This window comes from Roseateles sp. P5_E4 (assembly GCF_054049255.1).
This window is the reverse complement of the sequence record NZ_JBFUMS010000008.1, coordinates 262,288-281,383: the sequence shown is the minus strand read 5'-3', so window position 1 is coordinate 281,383 and position 19,096 is coordinate 262,288. Positions and strand designations below refer to the sequence as shown.

21 protein-coding genes are annotated in these 19,096 nt (G+C 66.4%); 19 read left to right on the top strand and 2 right to left on the bottom strand.

Annotated features, from left to right (window positions below; translation table 11 throughout):
* Positions 1–163: 163 nt before the first annotated feature.
* Both ACXJLH_RS17415 and ACXJLH_RS17410 read left to right on the top strand, forming a co-directional pair.
* The gene (locus ACXJLH_RS17415; protein WP_457445519.1) at positions 164–1,294 is read left to right on the top strand and encodes an MraY family glycosyltransferase; all 1,131 of its coding nucleotides are present in this window, start codon (positions 164–166) and stop codon (positions 1,292–1,294) included.
* A 39-nt stretch (positions 1,295–1,333) separates the two neighbouring features.
* Positions 1,334–2,809, top strand: coding sequence for a DEAD/DEAH box helicase (locus ACXJLH_RS17410; RefSeq protein ID WP_457355656.1), 1,476 nt, complete (start codon positions 1,334–1,336; stop codon positions 2,807–2,809).
* Here ACXJLH_RS17410 and ACXJLH_RS17405 read toward each other — a convergent pair.
* Positions 2,806–3,567, bottom strand: coding sequence for an SAM-dependent methyltransferase (locus tag ACXJLH_RS17405; protein ID WP_457445517.1), 762 nt, complete (start codon positions 3,565–3,567; stop codon positions 2,806–2,808). The genes ACXJLH_RS17410 and ACXJLH_RS17405 overlap by 4 nt on opposite strands.
* Positions 3,564–4,139: a Maf family protein gene (locus ACXJLH_RS17400; RefSeq protein ID WP_457445515.1), complete on the bottom strand. Its 576-nt coding sequence runs from the start codon at positions 4,137–4,139 to the stop codon at positions 3,564–3,566. Before ACXJLH_RS17400 ends, ACXJLH_RS17405 begins: the two co-directional genes overlap by 4 nt.
* Before the next feature lie 32 nt (positions 4,140–4,171).
* Between ACXJLH_RS17400 and ACXJLH_RS17395 the strand changes: the two genes are divergently transcribed.
* The 17 genes from ACXJLH_RS17395 to era all read left to right on the top strand — a co-directional run bounded on the left by ACXJLH_RS17395 (position 4,172) and on the right by era (position 19,093).
* Positions 4,172–4,726 (top strand): YceD family protein, encoded by a 555-nt coding sequence (locus ACXJLH_RS17395; RefSeq protein ID WP_056204284.1) that lies wholly within the window; start codon positions 4,172–4,174, stop codon positions 4,724–4,726.
* Positions 4,727–4,908: 182 nt separating this feature from the next.
* A complete protein-coding gene (gene rpmF / locus ACXJLH_RS17390) occupies positions 4,909–5,094 on the top strand; it encodes a 50S ribosomal protein L32 (RefSeq protein WP_056204281.1) in 186 nt (61 codons plus the stop codon).
* A 111-nt stretch (positions 5,095–5,205) separates the two neighbouring features.
* Entirely contained in the window at positions 5,206–6,303 is a 1,098-nt protein-coding gene (gene plsX, locus ACXJLH_RS17385) for a phosphate acyltransferase PlsX (RefSeq protein WP_457326064.1), read from the top strand.
* Positions 6,300–7,298, top strand: coding sequence for a beta-ketoacyl-ACP synthase III (locus tag ACXJLH_RS17380; RefSeq protein WP_457355652.1), 999 nt, complete (start codon positions 6,300–6,302; stop codon positions 7,296–7,298). The genes plsX and ACXJLH_RS17380 overlap by 4 nt, the downstream gene beginning before the upstream one ends.
* Before the next feature lie 57 nt (positions 7,299–7,355).
* Entirely contained in the window at positions 7,356–8,303 is a 948-nt protein-coding gene (gene fabD / locus ACXJLH_RS17375) for an ACP S-malonyltransferase (protein WP_056204272.1), read from the top strand.
* A 1-nt stretch (position 8,304) separates the two neighbouring features.
* Complete coding sequence (gene fabG, locus ACXJLH_RS17370; RefSeq protein WP_056204269.1) at positions 8,305–9,048, top strand: 3-oxoacyl-ACP reductase FabG; 744 nt, start codon at positions 8,305–8,307, stop codon at positions 9,046–9,048.
* Positions 9,049–9,135: 87 nt separating this feature from the next.
* Positions 9,136–9,375 (top strand): acyl carrier protein, encoded by a 240-nt coding sequence (gene acpP / locus ACXJLH_RS17365; RefSeq protein ID WP_056204266.1) that lies wholly within the window; start codon positions 9,136–9,138, stop codon positions 9,373–9,375.
* A 36-nt stretch (positions 9,376–9,411) separates the two neighbouring features.
* Positions 9,412–10,656 carry a beta-ketoacyl-ACP synthase II gene (gene fabF, locus ACXJLH_RS17360; RefSeq protein ID WP_056204262.1) on the top strand — a complete coding sequence of 415 codons (1,245 nt, stop codon included), beginning with the start codon at positions 9,412–9,414 and terminating at the stop codon, positions 10,654–10,656.
* A gap of 15 nt (positions 10,657–10,671) precedes the next feature.
* Positions 10,672–11,085, top strand: coding sequence for a hypothetical protein (locus ACXJLH_RS17355; RefSeq protein WP_457445513.1), 414 nt, complete (start codon positions 10,672–10,674; stop codon positions 11,083–11,085).
* Positions 11,082–11,675, top strand: coding sequence for a sigma-70 family RNA polymerase sigma factor (locus ACXJLH_RS17350; RefSeq protein ID WP_457445510.1), 594 nt, complete (start codon positions 11,082–11,084; stop codon positions 11,673–11,675). Before ACXJLH_RS17355 ends, ACXJLH_RS17350 begins: the two co-directional genes overlap by 4 nt.
* Positions 11,672–12,217 (top strand): RseA family anti-sigma factor, encoded by a 546-nt coding sequence (locus ACXJLH_RS17345; RefSeq protein ID WP_457445509.1) that lies wholly within the window; start codon positions 11,672–11,674, stop codon positions 12,215–12,217. The genes ACXJLH_RS17350 and ACXJLH_RS17345 overlap by 4 nt, the downstream gene beginning before the upstream one ends.
* A 55-nt stretch (positions 12,218–12,272) precedes the next feature.
* Positions 12,273–13,742: a DegQ family serine endoprotease gene (locus ACXJLH_RS17340; RefSeq protein WP_457390588.1), complete on the top strand. Its 1,470-nt coding sequence runs from the start codon at positions 12,273–12,275 to the stop codon at positions 13,740–13,742.
* A gap of 514 nt (positions 13,743–14,256) precedes the next feature.
* Positions 14,257–16,065, top strand: coding sequence for a translation elongation factor 4 (gene lepA / locus ACXJLH_RS17335; protein WP_056204249.1), 1,809 nt, complete (start codon positions 14,257–14,259; stop codon positions 16,063–16,065).
* Positions 16,066–16,086: 21 nt separating this feature from the next.
* Positions 16,087–17,070 (top strand): signal peptidase I, encoded by a 984-nt coding sequence (gene lepB, locus ACXJLH_RS17330; protein WP_082533020.1) that lies wholly within the window; start codon positions 16,087–16,089, stop codon positions 17,068–17,070.
* A 7-nt stretch (positions 17,071–17,077) separates the two neighbouring features.
* Positions 17,078–17,461, top strand: coding sequence for a DUF4845 domain-containing protein (locus ACXJLH_RS17325; RefSeq protein ID WP_457445507.1), 384 nt, complete (start codon positions 17,078–17,080; stop codon positions 17,459–17,461).
* Between the two features lie 16 nt (positions 17,462–17,477).
* A complete protein-coding gene (gene rnc / locus ACXJLH_RS17320; RefSeq protein ID WP_056204240.1) occupies positions 17,478–18,170 on the top strand; it encodes a ribonuclease III in 693 nt (230 codons plus the stop codon).
* A complete protein-coding gene (gene era / locus ACXJLH_RS17315; RefSeq protein WP_457355642.1) occupies positions 18,167–19,093 on the top strand; it encodes a GTPase Era in 927 nt (308 codons plus the stop codon). The genes rnc and era overlap by 4 nt, the downstream gene beginning before the upstream one ends.
* The last annotated feature ends 3 nt before the right edge of the window (positions 19,094–19,096 follow it).

Here is a 19,096-nt window from a genome sequence, read left to right as displayed (position 1 = left end):
CTGTTCGCCCGGTCGCGTGATTGAGACGGGCAAAGGCGGCGCGGATTCTAGCCAGCGCTCCAGACACCGCTGCGGTGCACAAAGACCACTGGCTACACTTCGGTCCTCGAGTCGACAGGCGGACTGGCCGCCGGGCATACCCGCCCATGACCCGCGGAACTGCATGCTTCCCATCCTTGCCCTGAGTTTCGCCATTGCGGCGGCCGTCACGCTGATCATCATCCGGTCCTCGCATCTGCACGGCGCGCTGTCGGCCGACCATGACCTGTCGGGGCCCCAGAAATTCCACTCACGGCCGGTGCCGCGTATCGGCGGCCTGGCCATCTTCGGCGGCTTCACCGTCGGCACGGCCTTGCTGGCCTGGCGCTACCCGGCGATGCGCTCCATGGCGGCCCTGCTGCTGGCCTGCAGCGTGCCGGCCTTCGTCTCCGGCGTCATCGAGGACCTGACCAAGCGCGTCAGCCCTTTGCGCCGCATGCTCGCCACGTTGCTCGCTGCCGGCCTCGGCGCCTGGCTGCTGGGCGCGCAGATCAAGGAGACCGCGATCCCGGGCCTGGACCTGATCGCATCGACGGTGGTCGGGGGCTATGTGCTCGCTTTGATCGTCGTCAGCGGCGTGGCCAATTCGATCAACATCATCGACGGCATGAACGGCCTGGCCTCGATGTGCGCGGCCATCATGCTGGCGGGGCTGGCCTATGTGGCCCTGCAGGCCGGCGACCAGCTCGTCGCCGCGATGGCCATCGCCGTCATCGGCGCGGTGCTCGGCTTCTTCATGTGGAACTATCCCTTCGGGTTGATCTTCCTCGGCGACGGTGGTGCCTATTTCCTCGGGTTCATGCTGTCCGAGCTGGCCATCCTGCTGCTGGTGCGCAACCCCGAGGTCTCGCCGATGTTCCCGCTGCTGTTGTGCGCCTATCCAGTCTGGGAGACGGTGTTCTCCATGTACCGGCGCAAGGTGGTGCGTGGCCGGCCGGTCGGCATGCCCGATGGCATCCACCTGCACAGCCTCATCTACCGCCGCCTGATGCGCTGGGCCATCGGCAGCCGGGACGCCGCCGTGCTGACGCGCCGCAATGCCCTGACCGCGCCCTATCTCTGGGTGCTGTGCAGCCTGTCCGTCGTGCCAGCGACGATCTGGTGGGACGACACCGTCATGCTGCAGGTCATCCTCGGGCTGTTCGTTGTCTTCTACGTGCTGCTGTATTGGCGCATCGTTCGCTTCCGCACGCCCCGCTGGATGGTGCTGAATACGCGAGCCGAATTACGGCCGCCGGTGACCCGGCCGGAGTAGGGCTGGCAGGCCTTTTCCCCTATCCGGGATAATCACCGGATGCAAGAAACCCCTGAGTCCGCAGTCGCGGTGCCCGCCGAGGCGCCCGCGCCTGCCCGTTTCGACACCCTGCCGCTGGACCCCAAGCTGCTGCGCGCGGTGGCTGATTCCGGTTATCTGACGATGACGCCCATCCAGGCCAAGGCGATTCCCATCGTCCTGGAAGGCCGCGACGTCATGGGCGCCGCCCAGACCGGCACGGGCAAGACGGCGGCATTCTCCATCCCCTTGCTGCAGCGCATGCTCAAGCACGAGAACCCGAGCGTCTCGCCGGCTCGCCACCCGGTGCGCGCCCTGGTGCTGGCGCCCACGCGTGAGCTGGCTGACCAGGTGGCAGAGAACGTCAAGAAGTACGCCAAGCACACGCATCTGCGCTCCGTCGTCGTCTTCGGCGGCATCGACATGAAGCCGCAGACGGCCGCGCTCAAGGCCGGCGTCGAGGTGCTGATCGCCACGCCGGGCCGCCTGCTGGACCACATCGAAGCGAAGAACTGTGTGCTCAACCAGGTCGAGTACGTCGTGCTCGACGAAGCCGACCGCATGCTGGACATCGGCTTCCTGCCCGACCTGCAGCGCATCCTCAGCTACCTGCCCAAGGCGCGCCAGACGCTGCTGTTCTCGGCCACCTTCTCGCCCGAGATCAAGCGCCTGGCCCAGAGCTATCTGCAGGACCCCATCCTGGTCGAGACGGCCCGCCCCAATCAGGCGGCCTCGACCGTCGAGCAGCGCTTCATCAGCGTCACCGATGACGACAAGCGTGCCGCAGTGAAGCAGATCCTGAAGGAGCGCTCCATCCGCCAGGCCATCGTCTTCGGCAACTCCAAGCTGGGTGTGGCCCGTCTGGCCCGCTCCTTCGAGCGCGACGGCCTGCGCACGGCGGCCCTGCATGGCGACAAATCCCAGGATGAGCGCCTGAAGTCGCTCGATGCCTTCAAGCGCGGCGAAGTGGACCTGCTCGTGGCCACCGACGTGGCCGCGCGGGGCCTGGACATTGCCGACCTGCCGGCGGTCTTCAATTTCGACGTGCCCTTCAATGCCGAGGACTACGTCCACCGTATCGGCCGCACGGGCCGCGCGGGGGCTTCGGGCCTGGCAGTCACGCTGGTCACCAAGTCTGACGCGCGCCTGGTGGCCGACATCGAGAAGCTGCTCAAGCGCAAGATCGACCTCGACCCCTTCGAGCTGCAGGACAGCCGCCCGCCGCGTTTCGAGCGCCCGCGCGAGGAGCGAGAAGCTTCTTTCGAGGCCCGTCCCGCCGTGCGGCCCACCTATCGCCCGCCTTCCCCGCCCAAGGATCCCTTCTTCGACAAGCCCTACGAGGCCAGCGCTGCCGGTGAGGCACCAGCCTGGGAAAAAACCAAGGCTGCAGCGGCGCCGGCTGGCGCAGGCAAGGGCCTGTCCAGCTACATCAAGCCCAAGAAGCAAGTGGCCGCGTTGTTCGGTGCCAAGCCTGCGCCGGCGCCGGTCGAGTCCTAAGCCAGGATTGAAAACACGGCCGGGATGCGGTCGGGTACCTTGGTGCCGTTGGACCGCCAATCCGCCACGGTGGCGGTCTGCGTCCAGCCGCCTGGCAGCGTCAGGCCGACGCTGATCGACAGCCGCGTGCCGGGCTTCAGCGCCGCCAGCAGCGCCTGGCGCAGCGCCTCGTTGCGGTAGGGCGTCTCGATCAGCAACTGGGTCTGCTGGGCCTTGGCCGACAAGGCCTCCAGCTCGCGGATGCGTGCCGTACGAGGTGCGGCGTCCACCGGCAGATAGCCGACAAACGCGAAGCTCTGGCCGTTGAGCCCGCTGGCCGCCACGGCGAGCAGCAGCGAGCTCGGCCCGGACAGCGCCACCACCTCGATGCCGGCCTCATGGGCCAGCGCGACCAGGCGGGCGCCCGGATCGGCCACGGCCGGCAGGCCGGCTTCCGAGATCAATCCGAGGTCGTACCCGGCCTGCACCGGGTCCAGCAGCACCAGCCACGCGGCCACGTCATCGCCGCCGCCCCTGCCACCCTTGGGTGGGCGTGGCAATTCGACGATCTGCATGGCCTGCAGCGGCTGGACGAGCGGCGCAATGGCATCGACGCGCTTGAGCAGCGCTCGCGTGGTCTTGGCGCTCTCGGCAGCCCAGTGCGTCAGCCGCGCGGCCTGCTCAATGACCCGCTGGGGCAGCACCTCGCGCAGGTCGAGGGAATCGTCCACGCCGAAATCCAGCGTATTGGGCATCAGAATCAGACGGCCCTTGTTCATGCGAGAGGCTCCAGGCCGGCGCGCCGCAGCAGGGCGCAGGTGCGGATCAGCGGCAGACCGATCAGCGCGGTCGGGTCGTCGGACTCGACGGCCTCCAGCAGCGCAATGCCCAGGCTCTCCACCTTGGCGCTGCCGGCGCAGTCATAGGGTTGGTCGGCGCGCAGATAGGCTTCGATGGCTGAGTCGCTGAGCTCACGCAAGCGCACACGAACTTCGGCGCGCTCAATGGCCGCCAGACCCGGTGCGACGACGGCGACGGCGGTCTGGAACACGACCTCGCGGCCGCTCATTCGCCGCAACTGCGCGGTGGCGGCCTCGTGGGAGCCGGGTTTGCCGATGGCCTCCCCGGCCAGGTCGGCAACCTGGTCGGAGCCGATGACGATGGCACCAGGAAACCGCGCAGCGACCACGCGTGCCTTGGTCAAGGCCAGCCGCTCGGCCAGGGCCGCCGGGGCCTCGCCGGGCAGGGCGGTTTCATCGACGTCGGGCGCAACCGCTTCGAACGGCAGGCGCAGCCGGGCCAGCAATTCCTGTCGGTAGCGGGAGGTCGAGGCAAGGATCAACTGGGGCATCGGGACATTCTCCCCCGCCTAAACTCTCGACCATGAAATCGCGCGCCTTTGTTCCCGAGAAGCTCGATGTCGCGGCTCTCGCTCATGATGACGCCAGCCTGTCTGGCGAATGGCCGGCGACGTTGCTGGAGCGGCTGGCCGACTCGGCCGCTCCCGAAGCGCCGGCCAGTGACTGGCCAGCGCTGCAGTGGAGCCTGCACGGCGAGATCCGCCAGCCCAAGGGCAGCAAGGCCCAGACTTGGCTGCACCTGACCGCCTCCGGTCAGGTCGCGCTGACCTGCCAGCGCTGCCTGCAGCCGGTCCACGAAGACATTGATATCGACCGCTGGATCCGCTTCGTCGACACCGAGGTCGAGGCGGCCGCGCTCGACGCGGACAGTGACGATGATGTGCTGGCCCTGCCGCGCCACCTCGACGCGCGCGAATTGATCGAAGACGAACTGCTGCTGGCCCTGCCGCTGGTGCCGCGCCACGAGATCTGCCCCGAGCCCCTGGCCCATGTGGACGAAGTGATTGAGCCAGGAGAGGAGGAGCGTCCCAACCCTTTCGCCAAGCTCGCAACCCTGAAGCGGGGCGGCAGCGCCTGAAGCCATGGCTTCAGGCGCTTGGCTCTCGCTGTCGACAGTAGCAGCTTGGCGGGTTTCTCATCCGGTGCTACACTCGTGGGCTTTTCTGCGGTCTGGAGTTCGAGCTTTGATCTCACTCCCCGGGGTTGTGACCACAAGGCCCCACAGTCCGCCCCCAAATCCCGCAGAGTCTGGAGAATTTCATGGCTGTTCAGCAAAACAAGAAGTCGCCTTCCAAGCGCGGTATGCACCGTTCGCACAATGCCCTGGTCACCCCGGGTACCGGCATCGAGCCGACGACCGGCGAAGTGCATCTGCGTCACCACATCAGCCCCACCGGTTTCTACCGTGGTCGCAAGGTGCTGAAGAGCAAGGCCGACGCGGCCTGATGGTGCCCGGTGCCGCCAGGCGCGGCGCCAAACTATCGATGAATCTGCCGACCCGGCCTGCGTACCGCGCAGCGCCGGGTTTGGTCTTTGTGGCTCACGAAAACCACTGACATGACCGCAGTACCCCCGCCTGAACCGATCCGCCTGGCTGTTGACTGCATGGGCGGCGATCACGGCCCCTCGGTCACGCTGCCGGCCTGCCGCGCCTTTCTGGACAAGCATCCGGGCGCCGAGCTCATCCTTGTGGGCAAGCCCGAGGAACTGACGGCCGCTGCGGCCTGGCCGCGTTGCCGTGTCGTCGCGGCCAGCGAAGTCGTCACGATGGACGACCCCATCGAGGTCGCGCTGCGCCGCAAGCGCGACTCGTCCATGCGCGTCGCCATCCAGCAGCTCAAGGCCGACCGCGATGGCAACCCGGCTGTGGCCCATGCCTGCGTGTCCGCCGGCAACACCGGCGCGCTGATGGCCGTGGCCCGCTACCTGCTGAAGACGCTGGACGGCATCGACCGCCCGGCCATCGCCACCGTCATGCCCAACCAGCGCGGTCGCTTCACGACCGTGCTGGACCTGGGCGCCAACGTCGACTGCACGGCCGAACACCTGCTGCAGTTCGCCGTCATGGGCAGCGCGCTGGTGTCGGCCGTGGAGGGCAACGAGGAACCCAGCGTCGGCCTGCTCAACATCGGCGAGGAAGCCATCAAGGGCAGCGAGACCATCAAACATGCCGGCGAACTGCTGCGTGCCGCTGGTACGGCCGGCCAGTTGAATTTTTTCGGCAATGTCGAGGGCAATGACATCTACAAGGGCACGACAGACATCGTCGTCTGCGACGGCTTTGTCGGCAATGTCATGCTGAAGACGTCGGAAGGCCTGGCGACCATGATGGGCGGCTTCATCAAGGAAGAGTTCAATCGCAATTGGCTGACCAAGTTGGCCGGCTTGATCGCCATGCCGGTGCTGAATGCCTTCAAGCACCGTGTCGACCACCGCCGTTTCAACGGCGCGGCCCTGCTGGGCCTGCGCGGCCTGGTGTTCAAGAGCCATGGCTCGGCTGACGCCTTTGCCTTCGAGCAGGCCTTGGCCCGCGCTTATGATGCCGCCCGCAACCGGCTGCTTGACCGGGTCCACGACCGCATCGTCGCCACGCTTCAGGCCAAGGCGAATGATGCTGGAGACAACGCGGCGAACTCCGTCGCGCAGGCTGCATGAGCCCCATCGCCACCTCTACCTCCCGCTATTCCCGCATTCTCGGCACCGGCAGTTTCCTGCCCGCCGACCGCGTGACCAACCAGGCGCTGGCCGATCGCCTCGCGGCCGACGGCGTCGAGACCTCGGACGATTGGATCGTCGAGCGCACGGGCATCCGCGCGCGCCATTTCGCGGCGCCTGACCAGACTGCCAGCGACCTCGCCTTGCCGGCCGCGCAGGCGGCGCTTGAAGCCGCCGGCATCGCTGCCGAAGAGATCGACCTCATCATCGTCGCGACGTCCACGCCTGACATGGTCTTCCCGTCCACGGCCTGCCTGCTGCAGAAAAAGCTGGGCGTGCATGGCTGCGCGGCCTTCGATGTGCAGGCCGTCTGCTCGGGTTTCGTCTATGCGCTGAGCGTGGCCGACTCGATGATCAAGAGCGGCGCTGCCAACAAGGCTCTGATCGTCGGCGCCGAAGTGTTTTCGCGCATCCTCGATTTCAAGGACCGCACGACCTGCGTGCTGTTCGGCGACGGCGCGGGCGCCGTCGTGCTGGGTGCGAGCTCCGAGCCCGGCATCCTTGCGACAGAGTTGCACGCCGATTCGCGCCATGTCGACGTGCTATGCACGCCCGGCACAGTCGCCGGTGGCCAGGTGTTGGGCAGCCCCTTCCTCAAGATGGACGGCCAGGCCGTTTTCAAGCTCGCTGTCGGCGTGCTGGAGAAGGTGGCCCGCTCGGTGCTCGAGAAGGCCGGCCTGACCGAGGCCGACCTCGACTGGCTGATCCCGCACCAGGCCAATATCCGCATCATGCAGGGCACGGCCAAGAAGCTGAAGCTGGACCTGAACAAGCTCATCGCCACCGTCGACGAGCACGGCAATACGTCGGCCGCTTCCGTGCCGCTGGCGCTGGACGTCGCGGTGCGCAATGGTCGCATCCAGCGTGGCGACACCCTCATGCTGGAAGGGGTCGGCGGCGGTTTCACCTGGGGCGCCGCCCTGCTGAAGTACTAGCCGTCCAGATGCTGCCGCATCGGCACCTCTGACTGCTACTGATTTGGAATTGTTCTCATGACCGCACCTTTCGCCGTTGTCTTTCCCGGCCAGGGCTCGCAGGCCGTCGGCATGCTCGACGCCTGGGGCGACCACCTGGAAGTCCGCCGCACACTGGAAGAGGCCTCGTCCGCCCTCGGCGAGGACATCGGTGCGCTCATCCATGCCGGTCCCAAAGAGCAGCTGGACCTGACCACCAACACCCAACCCGTCATGCTGACGGCCGGCATCGCCTGCTGGCGCGCTTTCGTCGCCGAGACGGGTGCGGTGCCCGTCGCTGCGGCTGGTCATTCGCTGGGTGAGTACACGGCGCTGGTGGCTGCCGGCGCGCTGAGCCTGGCCGATGCGCTGCCGCTGGTGCGCTTTCGTGCCCAGGCGATGCAGGAGGCGGTGCCTGTCGGCGCCGGCGCGATGTACGCCATCCTGGGGCTGGACGGCGAGGCTGTCCGCGCGGGCTGCGCCCAGGCCGCAGCCGAGACTGGCGAGGCGGTCGAGGCGGTCAACTTCAATGATCCCAAGCAGACGGTCATCGCCGGCAGCAAAGTGGGCGCCGACAAGGCCGCCGAGATCCTGAAGGCCGCCGGTGCCAAGCGTGCGCTGCCGCTGTCGGTGTCCGCGCCGTTTCACTCCAGCCTGATGAAGCCGGCCGCCGAGCGGCTGAAGGAAAAGCTGGCGACCGTGCAGTTCCATGCCGCCGCCTTCCCGGTCATCAACAACATCGACGTGGCCATCACCGACAACGACGCGACACTGCGCGACGCCCTCTACCGCCAGGCCTTTGGCCCGGTGCGCTGGGTCGAGGTCGTGCAGGCGCTGAAAGCCCGCGGTGTCGGCCACATCATCGAGGCCGGCCCCGGCAAGGTGCTGACCGGCATGGCCAAGCGCATCGACGCCGAGCTGCAGGCCGCCTGCGTCTTCGACCCCGCTTCGCTGGCCGAAGCCCGTGCGCTGCTGGGAGGCGGCTGAAATGACTGAATCCGCACCCAAGGGCGTCGCCCTCGTCACCGGCGCCAGCCGCGGCATCGGCCGCGCGATCGCGCTGGCCCTGGCCAACGAAGGCTGGCGCGTCATCGGCACAGCCACCTCTGAATCGGGCGCCGCTGGCATCACCGAGGCCCTTGGCCCCCAAGGCGGTCGTGGCATTGTGCTGAACGTGACCGACGCGGCCGCCAGCCAGGCCGCCGTGGACGACATCGTCGCCAAGGAAGGCGGCCTGCATGTGCTGGTCAACAACGCCGGCATCACGCGCGACGGCCTGTCCATGCGCATGAAGGACGACGATTGGGACGCCGTCGTCGACACCAACCTGAAGGCGGTCTTCCGCCTCGCCCGCGCCGCCACCAAGCCGATGATGAAGCAGCGGTCGGGCCGCATCATCAACATCACTTCCGTCGTCGGCGCCTCCGGCAATGCCGGCCAGGCCAACTACGCTGCCGCCAAGGCAGGTGTGGCCGGCCTGACGCGCTCGCTCGCCCGTGAACTGGGCAGCCGCAACATCACGGTCAACTGCATCGCACCCGGCTTCATCGCCACCGACATGACCGAGGTCTTGCCCGAAGCCCAGAAAGCCGCACTGCTGTCGCAGATCCCGCTGGGCCGCCTGGGCGCCCCCGAGGAAATTGCCGCCGCGGTCGTCTTCCTGGCGTCACCGGGCGGTGCTTACATCACTGGTTCCGAGCTGCACGTCAACGGCGGCATGTACATGGCCTGATTTGGCCCGGGCGCCCTGATCTAGGGGCGTCCATCTAGAGCCCGTAGAATGCTGGGCTGTTTTCAGCAAATCCCTCCTGGAGGATTCATGAGCGATATCGAAGCACGAGTCAAGAAAATCATCGCCGAGCAACTTGGCGTGGCGGAAGCCGACGTTACGAACGAGAAGGCTTTCGTTGCCGACCTGGGCGCCGATTCTCTGGACACCGTGGAACTGGTGATGGCCCTCGAAGACGAGTTCGGCATCGAGATCCCGGACGAAGAAGCCGAGAAGATCACCACCGTGCAGCTGGCGATCGACTACGCCGTCAAGCACCAGAAGGCCTGAAGGCTTTCTTTCTCTCGCAACTCTGATCCGCACTGCATGAGCCGTCGCCGCGTCGTCGTCACCGGTCTTGGCCTGATCAGTCCCGTCGGCAATACCGTTGCCGAAGGCTGGGCCAATATCCTCGCCGGTCGTTCCGGCATCGCCACCGTCACCCGTTTTGACGCCAGCAATCTGGCGTGCCACTTCGCGGGTGAGGTCAAGGGCTTCAAGATCGAGGACTACATCCCCGCGAAAGAAGCCCGGCACATGGATATCTTTATCCATTACGGGCTGGCGGCGTCCATGCAGGCGGTGCGCGACGCCGGTCTTCCGACCGGCGATCAATTGACCGAAGAGCAGGCCGAGCGCATCGGCGTGCTCGTCGGGTCCGGCATTGGCGGCCTGCCGCTGATCGAGGACACCAAGACCGAGCTGATGAACCGCGGCCCTCGCCGTATCTCGCCGTTCTTCATCCCGGCTTCGATCATCAACATGATCTCGGGCCATGTCTCCATCCAGTTCGGTTTCCAGGGACCGAATTTGGCGATCGTGACGGCCTGCACCACGGGCCTGCATGCGATCGGCGAAGCTGGCCGCCTCATCGAGTACGGCGATGCCGACGTGATGGTCGCGGGCGGTGCCGAAGGCGCGGTGTCACCGCTGGGCATCGGCGGTTTTGCCGCTGCCCGCGCGCTTTCCACCCGCAACGACGACCCCGCGACCGCTTCCCGCCCGTGGGACAAGGACCGCGACGGCTTCGTGCTGGGCGAGGGCGCCGGCGTGCTGGTGCTCGAGGAGTACGAACACGCCAAGAAGCGCGGCGCCAAGATCTACTGCGAGCTGTCCGGTTTCGGCATGGGCGCGGACGCGTACCACATGACCGCTCCCAACGTTGATGGCCCCAAGCGCTCCATGCGCGCGGCGCTGCGCAATGCGGGCATGAACCCCGACCAGGTCCAGTACATGAACGCCCACGGCACCTCCACGCCGCTCGGCGACGTGAACGAGACCAACGCGATCAAGCTGGCTTTTGGCGACCACGCCAAGCAGATGGTCATCAGCTCGACCAAGTCCATGACCGGCCACCTGCTGGGCGGCGCGGGCGGCATCGAGTCGGTGTTCACCGCGCTGGCCATCCGCGACCAGGTCGCGCCGCCGACGATCAACATCTTCAACCAGGACCCCGAGTGCGACCTGGACTACTGCGCCAACGAGGCGCGGCCCATGAGGATCGACGTCGCAGCGAAGAACAACTTCGGTTTCGGCGGCACCAACGGCACGCTGATCTTCAAGCGCGTCTGATCGCGCTCGCCGGCGATGCGCCGCACGCCGCCGGTCGTCGTGCATCTGCAGCCCCAACCGGCGGTGCAGGCCTTCGTGTCATGCATCGCGGCCTTGGCCTCGGGTGGCCTGGTTGCCTGGGCACTCAGTTACCGGGCTCTGGCCTGGCCCATTCTGCTGGCCGTGCCTCTGGTCGCCTGGTGGGCCTGGCGCATGGCCGCCGTGCTGCCGCGACGGCTGCGCTGGGACGGCGAAGCCTGGTGGCTGGACGAGCCCGGTCGCGATGACGGGCCCCGAGTGCAACTGGCCGTGCTGATCGATCTGGATGCCTGGCTGTTGCTGCGCGCCAGCCCCGGCCCACGCTGGCTGCCTTTGTCGCGTACCCAGCAGCCCACGCAATGGACGGCACTGCGCGCGACGCTGTTCTCCGCACCGCGAGCGCCGCAATGAGTGACGCCGATGCCGATGCCCTGCTGGTGCGGGAAGCCCAGGGCGGCAGCCGCGCGGCCTTCGACATGCTCGTGTTGAAGTACCAGCGTCGCGTCGAGCGGCTGCTTTCGCGCAGCGTGCGCTCGCCCGAAGACGTGGCCGACCTCTGCCAGGAGACTTTCCTGGCCGTGTATCGCGCATTGCCGGCCTTTCGCGGTGAGAGCGCGTTCTACACCTGGGTCTACCGCATCGCGATCAACGCGGCCAAACGCCACAACGCCCAACGCGCCCGCCAGCGGCCCGTCGAATCCCTGGACGACGGCGAGGGAACTTTCGGCACCGACGCGACTCCAAGCGACGATGCGACCCCCGAGGCCCTGCTCGCCGGTCGCCAGCTGGCACGGGAACTGGACGACGCGGTCGCAGCCCTGGCCGAGGATCAGCGCCGGGCGCTGTTGCTGCGAGAGGTGGATGGCTTGAGCTACGACGAGATCGGCGACCTGATGAACTGCCCGCCGGGCACCGTGCGCTCGCGCATCTTCCGCGCCCGCGAGGCCGTCGCGGCGCGGCTGCGGCCGCTGCTGGGCAGCGGGGGCGGGCGGCGATGGTGAGCGCTGCCGACAACTCACTGAACGAAGCGCTGTCCGCCGTCATGGACGGCCGCGCCACGCCGGTCGATTGGGCTCGCGTGAGCGCGGCCTGGGCGAGCGACCCGGGCCTGCGCGAGCGCTGGGCGCTCTGGCATGCGGCCGGTGATGGCCTTCGCGCCACCGAACTGCCGGAACTGCACCGGCAACCTCAAGCGCTGCTCGCAGCCCTGCATGCGCAATTACCGACCGAGGTGGTCGACCACCCGCGCCGACGCGACTGGCTGGCGCCCGTCGCGGTGGCCGCCAGCTTCGTGGCCCTGGCCCTGGGCGTTGGCCTGCTGCGGCCTGCGCCTGCGCCGGACGCCCAGGTCGCCGCTGCACCGAACACAACACCGCGCGCGCAGGGACTTGGCGGCCTTAGCTTTGCGCAGACCGCTGCAGGCCGTACCCTGCCTGCCGTTGGCGCGGCGCGGGAGGCCGGATTGCCAGGAGAGGCGCCGGCAGAGATCATTGATTGGGGCTTGGCCCTGCCGGAATCCGCCGCCTCGCAGTCCCGTCCTTGAAGTGACGCTTCGATGCCCCATCTGCCTTGTCCTGCTGAATCCCTGGAACTCCCTTATGCACGCTGAGACCCGCCTTCACCCCGCGCGCGCGCGCTTTCTGTTTTCCGGCACGGCGCTGGCGCTTGCGCTGACGCTGGGGCAGGCACCCGCCACGGCGCAGTCGCGCGAGCTGCCGGACTTCGCCGAGATCGTGGAGCGCGTCGGCCCAGCGGTCGTCAACATCCGTACCGCCGAGAAGGTCAAGATGGCCGAAGGCCAGGCGGAGATGAACGAGCAGATGCAGGAGTTCTTCCGCCGCTTCGGCATCCCTGTGCCCAACCAGCGCCGCGGCGCGCCGCGCGGTGGCGGCACGCCCGACGACGACGGCCCCATGCGCCGTGGTGTCGGCTCCGGCTTCGTCCTCAGCGCCGATGGCTACGTGCTGACCAATGCCCATGTCGTGCAGGGCGCTGACGAAGTCATCGTCACGCTGACGGACAAGCGCGAACTCAAGGCCAAGCTCATCGGTGCCGACCAGCGCTCCGACGTGGCGGTCGTGAAGGTGGAGGCGACCGGCCTGCCGGTAGTGAAGGTCGGCGACAGCAACAAGTCACGCGTCGGCGAATGGGTCATGGCCATCGGCTCGCCTTTCGGCCTGGAGAACACTGTGACGGCCGGCATCATCAGCGCCAAGCAGCGCGACACCGGCGATCTGCTGCCGCTGATCCAGACCGACGTGGCCATCAACCCCGGCAACTCCGGCGGACCGCTCGTCAACATGCGCGGCGAGGTCATTGGCATCAATTCGCAGATCTACAGCCAGAACGGCGGCTACATGGGCATCTCGTTTGCGATCCCCATCGCCGACGCGATCCGCGTGGCCGATGAGCTGCGCGCTGGCGGGCGTGTCGTGCGCGGCTACCTGGGCGTGCTGCCGGACGACATCACCAAGGAAATCGCCGAGGCCATCGGTCTGGGCAAGCCGCAGGGCGCCGTGATCCGCTCCGTCATCGCCGGCAGCCCGGCCGAGAAGGCGGGAGTGGAAGGCGGCGACGTCGTCACCAAGGTCGACGGCAAGACCGTCGACAAGGCGGCCGACTTGCGCCGCCTCGTGGCCAATGTGAAGCCCGGCGCCAAGACGACGCTGACCGTCTTCCGCCGCGGTGCGACCAAGGATGTCGTCGTCACCATTGGCGAAGACGAGCGCAGCAAGAAGCCGGGTAGCGGCAGCGAAGGCGGCAACGAGCCGGCGCCGGCGGCGACGGCACCCAGCGCGGCCCTTGGCCTGAAGGTGTCGGAACTGACCGATGCGCAGCGCAAGGAAATGAAGCTCAAGTCCGGTGTCAAGGTCGACAGTGCCACGGGTGCAGCCGCTCGCGCCGGGCTGCGCGAGGGGGACCTCATCCTGTCGGTGGACAACGTCGAGGTGTCCTCGGTGAAGGTCTTCCAAGCCCAGATCGCCAAGGCGGACAAGAACAAGGCGATGAATCTGGTCGTGCGCCGGGAGGACGTCACCAGTTTCGTGCTGCTCAAACCGGTGCGGTGAGGCGGCAAAACCTGGGCTGTCTGCTCGGGCTTTCCGCGATGCGGTAAGCCCGCTGGGCGCCCCGACCCGGGTTGTCCACTGAATATGGAAGTTGGCGCTGGCTAACTCTTAGATAAAGGCGGGGATTGTTCGCGTCCGCCGCTAAAATGGCGGCTTGATGCGTCCTGGAACGGGTGTCTGACGGTGGAATCGACGCCCACCGGCAACGCCTTGATTTGATCCACAGGCGATCCACAGGAACTTGTGGATAACCTGTTGTTAAAATTCCTTGTTGGCAGCCTGCAACGACCGGAAAACCAATACTGGTGCGGCTTCCCGGCTGGGCCTTTTGGCTACAATGAAGGCCCAACAAGCAGTTGCCATACCTTTTGTTGGAAGGCACGTCGCCTCTTCGACGTGCCTTTTTTTTAGCTGTAGCACGCCGCTTCGCGGCTTCACATCGCAAGCGATGTGAGCTTGCGCTGCAACGGCCTTCGCCGTTGTGTCCTGCTCCGTTGGCGTGCCCCCGATCTCCATGAATCACATCCGCAACTTCTCCATCATTGCCCACATCGACCACGGCAAGAGCACGTTGGCCGACCGCATCATTCAGCGCTGCGGCGGCTTGAGCGATCGCGAGATGGAAGCGCAGGTGCTGGACTCGATGGATCTCGAGCGTGAGCGCGGCATCACGATCAAGGCGCAAACCGCGGCACTCCAGTACAAGGCCAAGGACGGCCAGATCTACAACCTCAATCTGATCGACACGCCGGGGCATGTGGACTTCTCTTATGAAGTCAGCCGTTCGCTGTCGGCCTGCGAAGGCGCGCTGCTCGTCGTCGATGCCTCGCAAGGTGTCGAGGCGCAGACGGTGGCCAACTGCTACACGGCGCTGGACCTGGGCGTCCAGGTCGTGCCGGTGCTGAACAAGATGGACCTGGCATCCGCCGACCCAGAGAACGCCAAGGCGGAGATCGAGGACGTCATCGGCATTGACGCCGATGACGCGATTCCTTGCTCGGCCAAGACCGGCATGGGCATCGACGAGATCATCGAGGCCGTCATTGCCCGCATGCCGGCGCCGCGCGGCAACCCGGACGGCCCGCCGCGCGCGATGATCATCGACGCCTGGTTCGACAACTACGTCGGCGTCGTCATGCTGGTGCGCGTGGTGGATGGTGAGCTCAAGAAGGGCGAGCGCATCCGCATGATGAACACCAACACGGTGTACCCGATCGAGCACATGGGGGTGTTCACGCCCAAGAGCGAGAACCGCGATGGCTTGAAGGCCGGCGAGGTGGGCTTCATCATCTGCGGCATCAAGGAGCTGGCGGCGGCCAAGGTCGGCGACACCGTCACGCTGGAAAAGAAGCTGCCCAACAATGCCGGCCCGGCCACCGAGGCCTTACCCGGCTTCAAGGAAATCCAGCCTCAGGTCTTCGCGGGCCTGTATCCGACCGAGGCCAGTGAGTACGACCAGCTGCGCGATGCGCTGGAAAAACTCAGCCTCAACGACTCGTCGCTGCGCTACGAGCCCGAGGTCAGCCAGGCGCTGGGCTTTGGCTTTCGCTGCGGCTTCCTGGGCCTGCTGCACATGGAGATCGTGCAGGAGCGGCTGGAGCGCGAGTTCGACCAGGATCTCGTCACCACCGCGCCCAGCGTCATCTACGAAGTCGAGATGAACGACGGCGAGGTCATCCAGGTCGAGAACCCGTCCAAGATGCCCGAGATCGGCCGCATGAAGGAGATCCGTGAGCCCATCGTCACGGTGCACCTCTACATGCCGCAGGATTACGTCGGCGTCGTCATGACGCTGGCCAATCAGAAGCGCGGCGTGCAGCTCAACATGGCCTATCACGGCAAGCAGGTCATGCTGACCTACGAGATCCCGCTGGCCGAGATCGTGCTGGACTTCTTCGACAAGCTCAAGAGCGCCTCGCGCGGCTACGCGTCCATGGACTACGAGTTCAAGGAATACCGCGCGGCCGACGTCGTCAAGGTCGACATCATGATCAACGGCGAGAAGGTCGACCCGCTGTCCATGATCGTGCATCGCAGCCAGAGCCAGTACCGCGGCCGCGGCGTGGCCGCCAAGATGCGCGAGCAGATCCCGCGCCAGATGTACGACGTGGCCATCCAGGCCGCCATCGGCGCCAACATCATCGCCCGCGAGAACATCAAGGCGCTGCGCAAGAACGTGCTGGCAAAATGCTACGGTGGTGACATCACCCGCAAGCGCAAGCTGCTGGAAAAGCAAAAGGCCGGCAAGAAGCGCATGAAGCAGATCGGCTCCGTGGAAGTGCCGCAAGAAGCCTTCCTCGCCATCCTGCAAGTCGACGATTAACTCCCCATGCCCCTTCAATCGATGAGCGTTCTCACCGGCGTTTTGTATGCGGCCCTGGTGGCCTACTTGGGCGGCTGGTACGCCGGCCGATGGAACGGCAACTTCGCGCTGCTGCTCTTTGTCCTGACGGCGGTGACGCTGTTCTACTGGCTGGCCGAGCGCTTTCATTTCGCGCCGGCACGCCGCGCTGCAGCCGACGCGCTGGTGTCCAACGACGCCAAGCGCCGCGAGAACCTGGCTGCTCAGGGCATCGCCCGGGTGGATGGCGACGTGGAGCCCGCCCGCCAGCAAATCCTGCAGCAGCCCTGGTGGCTGGACTGGACCGCCGGCCTGTTCCCGGTCATCCTCGTCGTCTTCCTGCTGCGCAGCTTCCTGTTCGAGCCGTTCAAGATCCCATCGGGCTCGATGGTGCCGACGCTGCTGGTCGGTGACCTCATCCTGGTCAACAAGTTCCACTACGGCATCCGCCTGCCGGTGATCAACAAGAAGATCATCCCGAACAATGACGTCAAGCGTGGCGATGTGATGGTCTTCCGCTACCCCGAAGACCCGAGCACCGACTTCATCAAGCGTGTGGCCGGCATCCCGGGCGACGAGATCAGCTACGTCAACCAGAAGCTCTACATCAACGGCCAGGCCGCGCCGGTGCAGCCCCAGGGCAATTTCTATGACGATAGCGGCTCGCCGCGCGTCTACCGACCCCGCTTCCTGGAGAAGCTCGGCGACAAGGAGCACGAGATCCTCGTGCAGCCGCAGGCCCAGACCTTCTTCCGTGCCGACCGTGCCGACGGCCCCTTCCCTTTCCAGGAGAATTGCCGCTACACCATCGAGGGCGTAACCTGCAAGGTGCCTGCCGGACACTACTTCATGCTGGGCGACAACCGCGACAACTCGCGCGATTCGCGCTTCTGGGGATTCGTGCCGGATGAAAACATCGTCGGCAAGGCCTTCTTGGTGTGGATGAATTTCGGTAACCTCAAGCGCATCGGTACCTTCTTCAATTGACACACAGATGAGCAGCAGCCGCCTTTCGTCGCCGACCTCCTCTCGCCGCCAGCGTGGCGTCACGCTGTTCGGCCTGTTGTTCTGGGGGGTCATCGTCGCCGTCACGGTCGTTGTCGGCATGAAGGTCTTTCCCACCGTGCTGGAGTACTTCACCGTGCAGCGCGTGGTTGACCGCATCGCGGCCGGCAACCCCGCCACCGTGCCGCAGGTGCGCCAGGAGTTCGACAAGGCCACCCAGGTCGAATACTCCATCCAGAGCGTCAAGAGCAGCGACCTCGTCGTCACCAAGGACGCCAATGACCGTGTCGTCATCGAGTTCGCCTGGGACAAGGAGATCGACCTCTTTGGGCCGGTCTACCTGCTGATCAAGTACCACGGCAAGTCGCGTTGACCTTGCTTCCGCTTCGATGAGCGCCGTGCTTGAGGCCCTGCAACAGCGCCTGGGCCATCGTTTCCAGCGACCCGAACTACTGGCACGCGCCCTGACTCATCGCAGCTACGGTGCCGATCACAACGAGCGCCTGGAGTTTCTCGGCGACGCCGTGCTCAGCCTGGCTGTATCCAGCCTGCTGTACGAGCGCTATGCCGGCTCCGACGAAGGCGACCTGACCCGCGTGCGCGCCCATCTCGTGCGCGAGGAAAGCCTGCACAAGTTGGCGCTGGCCATGGGCTTGCCGGCGGTGCTGAAGATGTCCGACGGCGAAGCCCGTGGCGGCGGCGCGCAGCGCCCGTCCATCCTGGCCGACGCTGTCGAGGCCGTGCTGGGCGCGGCCTACATCGACGCTGGCTACGACGCTGCTTTGGCCATCGTGCGCCGCCTGCTCGGCGAGACCATCACGACCGCCACCAGCGCCGGCGACTTCGCCAAGGACGCCAAGACCGCGTTGCAGGAATGGCTGCAGGCCCGCCGCATCGCCGTACCCAGCTACCGTATCGTCGCGACGCGCGGCCAGGCCCATGCCCAGACCTTTGAGGTCGAATGTGCGGTGCCGGCCCTGGACGTGGCCGAACTCGGCGAAGGCCGCTCCCGCCGCACCGCCGAGCAGGAGGCTGCCAGCCGCCTGCTGGATAGACTCACCGCCGAACGAGGCAAATCATGACCACCGACGCTGTACCCCCTGCCGCTGCCACCGCTGACGGTCCTCCCCAGCGTTGTGGCCTCATCGCCATCGTCGGTCGCCCCAATGTCGGCAAATCCACGTTGCTGAACGCCCTGGTCGGGCAGAAGGTCAGCATCACGTCCGACAAGGCCCAGACGACGCGCCACCGCATCACCGGCGTGCGCACTGTCGAGGAGGCGCAGTTCGTCTTCGTTGACACGCCCGGCTTTCAGACCAAGCACAACGCCGCGCTCAACCGCACGCTCAACCGCACCGTACACGGCGTGCTGGCCGACGTTGACCTCGTGCTCTTCGTCGTCGAGGCCGGCCGCTTTGGCCTGGATGACGCCAAGGTACTGGGCCTGCTGCCCGAAGACAAGCCGGTCGTGCTGATCGCCAACAAACTGGATGCCGTGCACCGCCGCGCGGAGCTGGCCCCCTGGCTCAAGGGCATGCAGGAGCGCCGCAACTTCAGCGAGTTCGTGCCGCTGTCGGCCAAGAAGGAATCCGACGTCACCCGCCTCTTCAAGATCCTCAAGCCTTATCTGCCCGAGCAGGGCTGGTTCTACGAAGAGGATGCGTTGACCGACCGCAGCGAGAAGTTCCTTGCCAGCGAAATCATCCGCGAGAAGCTGTTTCGCCTGACCGGTGACGAACTGCCCTATACATCCACCGTCATCATCGACAAGTGGGAAGAGGAGGGCGAGCTGCGCCGCATCAGCGCCAGCATCGTCGTCGAGCGCGACGCCCACAAAGGCATGATCATCGGCCAGGGCGGCGAGCGCCTGAAGCGCATCGGTTCGGAGTCGCGCCAGGAGCTGGAGCATCTGATGGATGGCCGAGTCTTCCTGGAGCTGTGGGTCAAGGTGCGCTCGGGCTGGGCGGATACCGAAGAGCATTTGCGCAGCTACGGCTACGAGTGATCG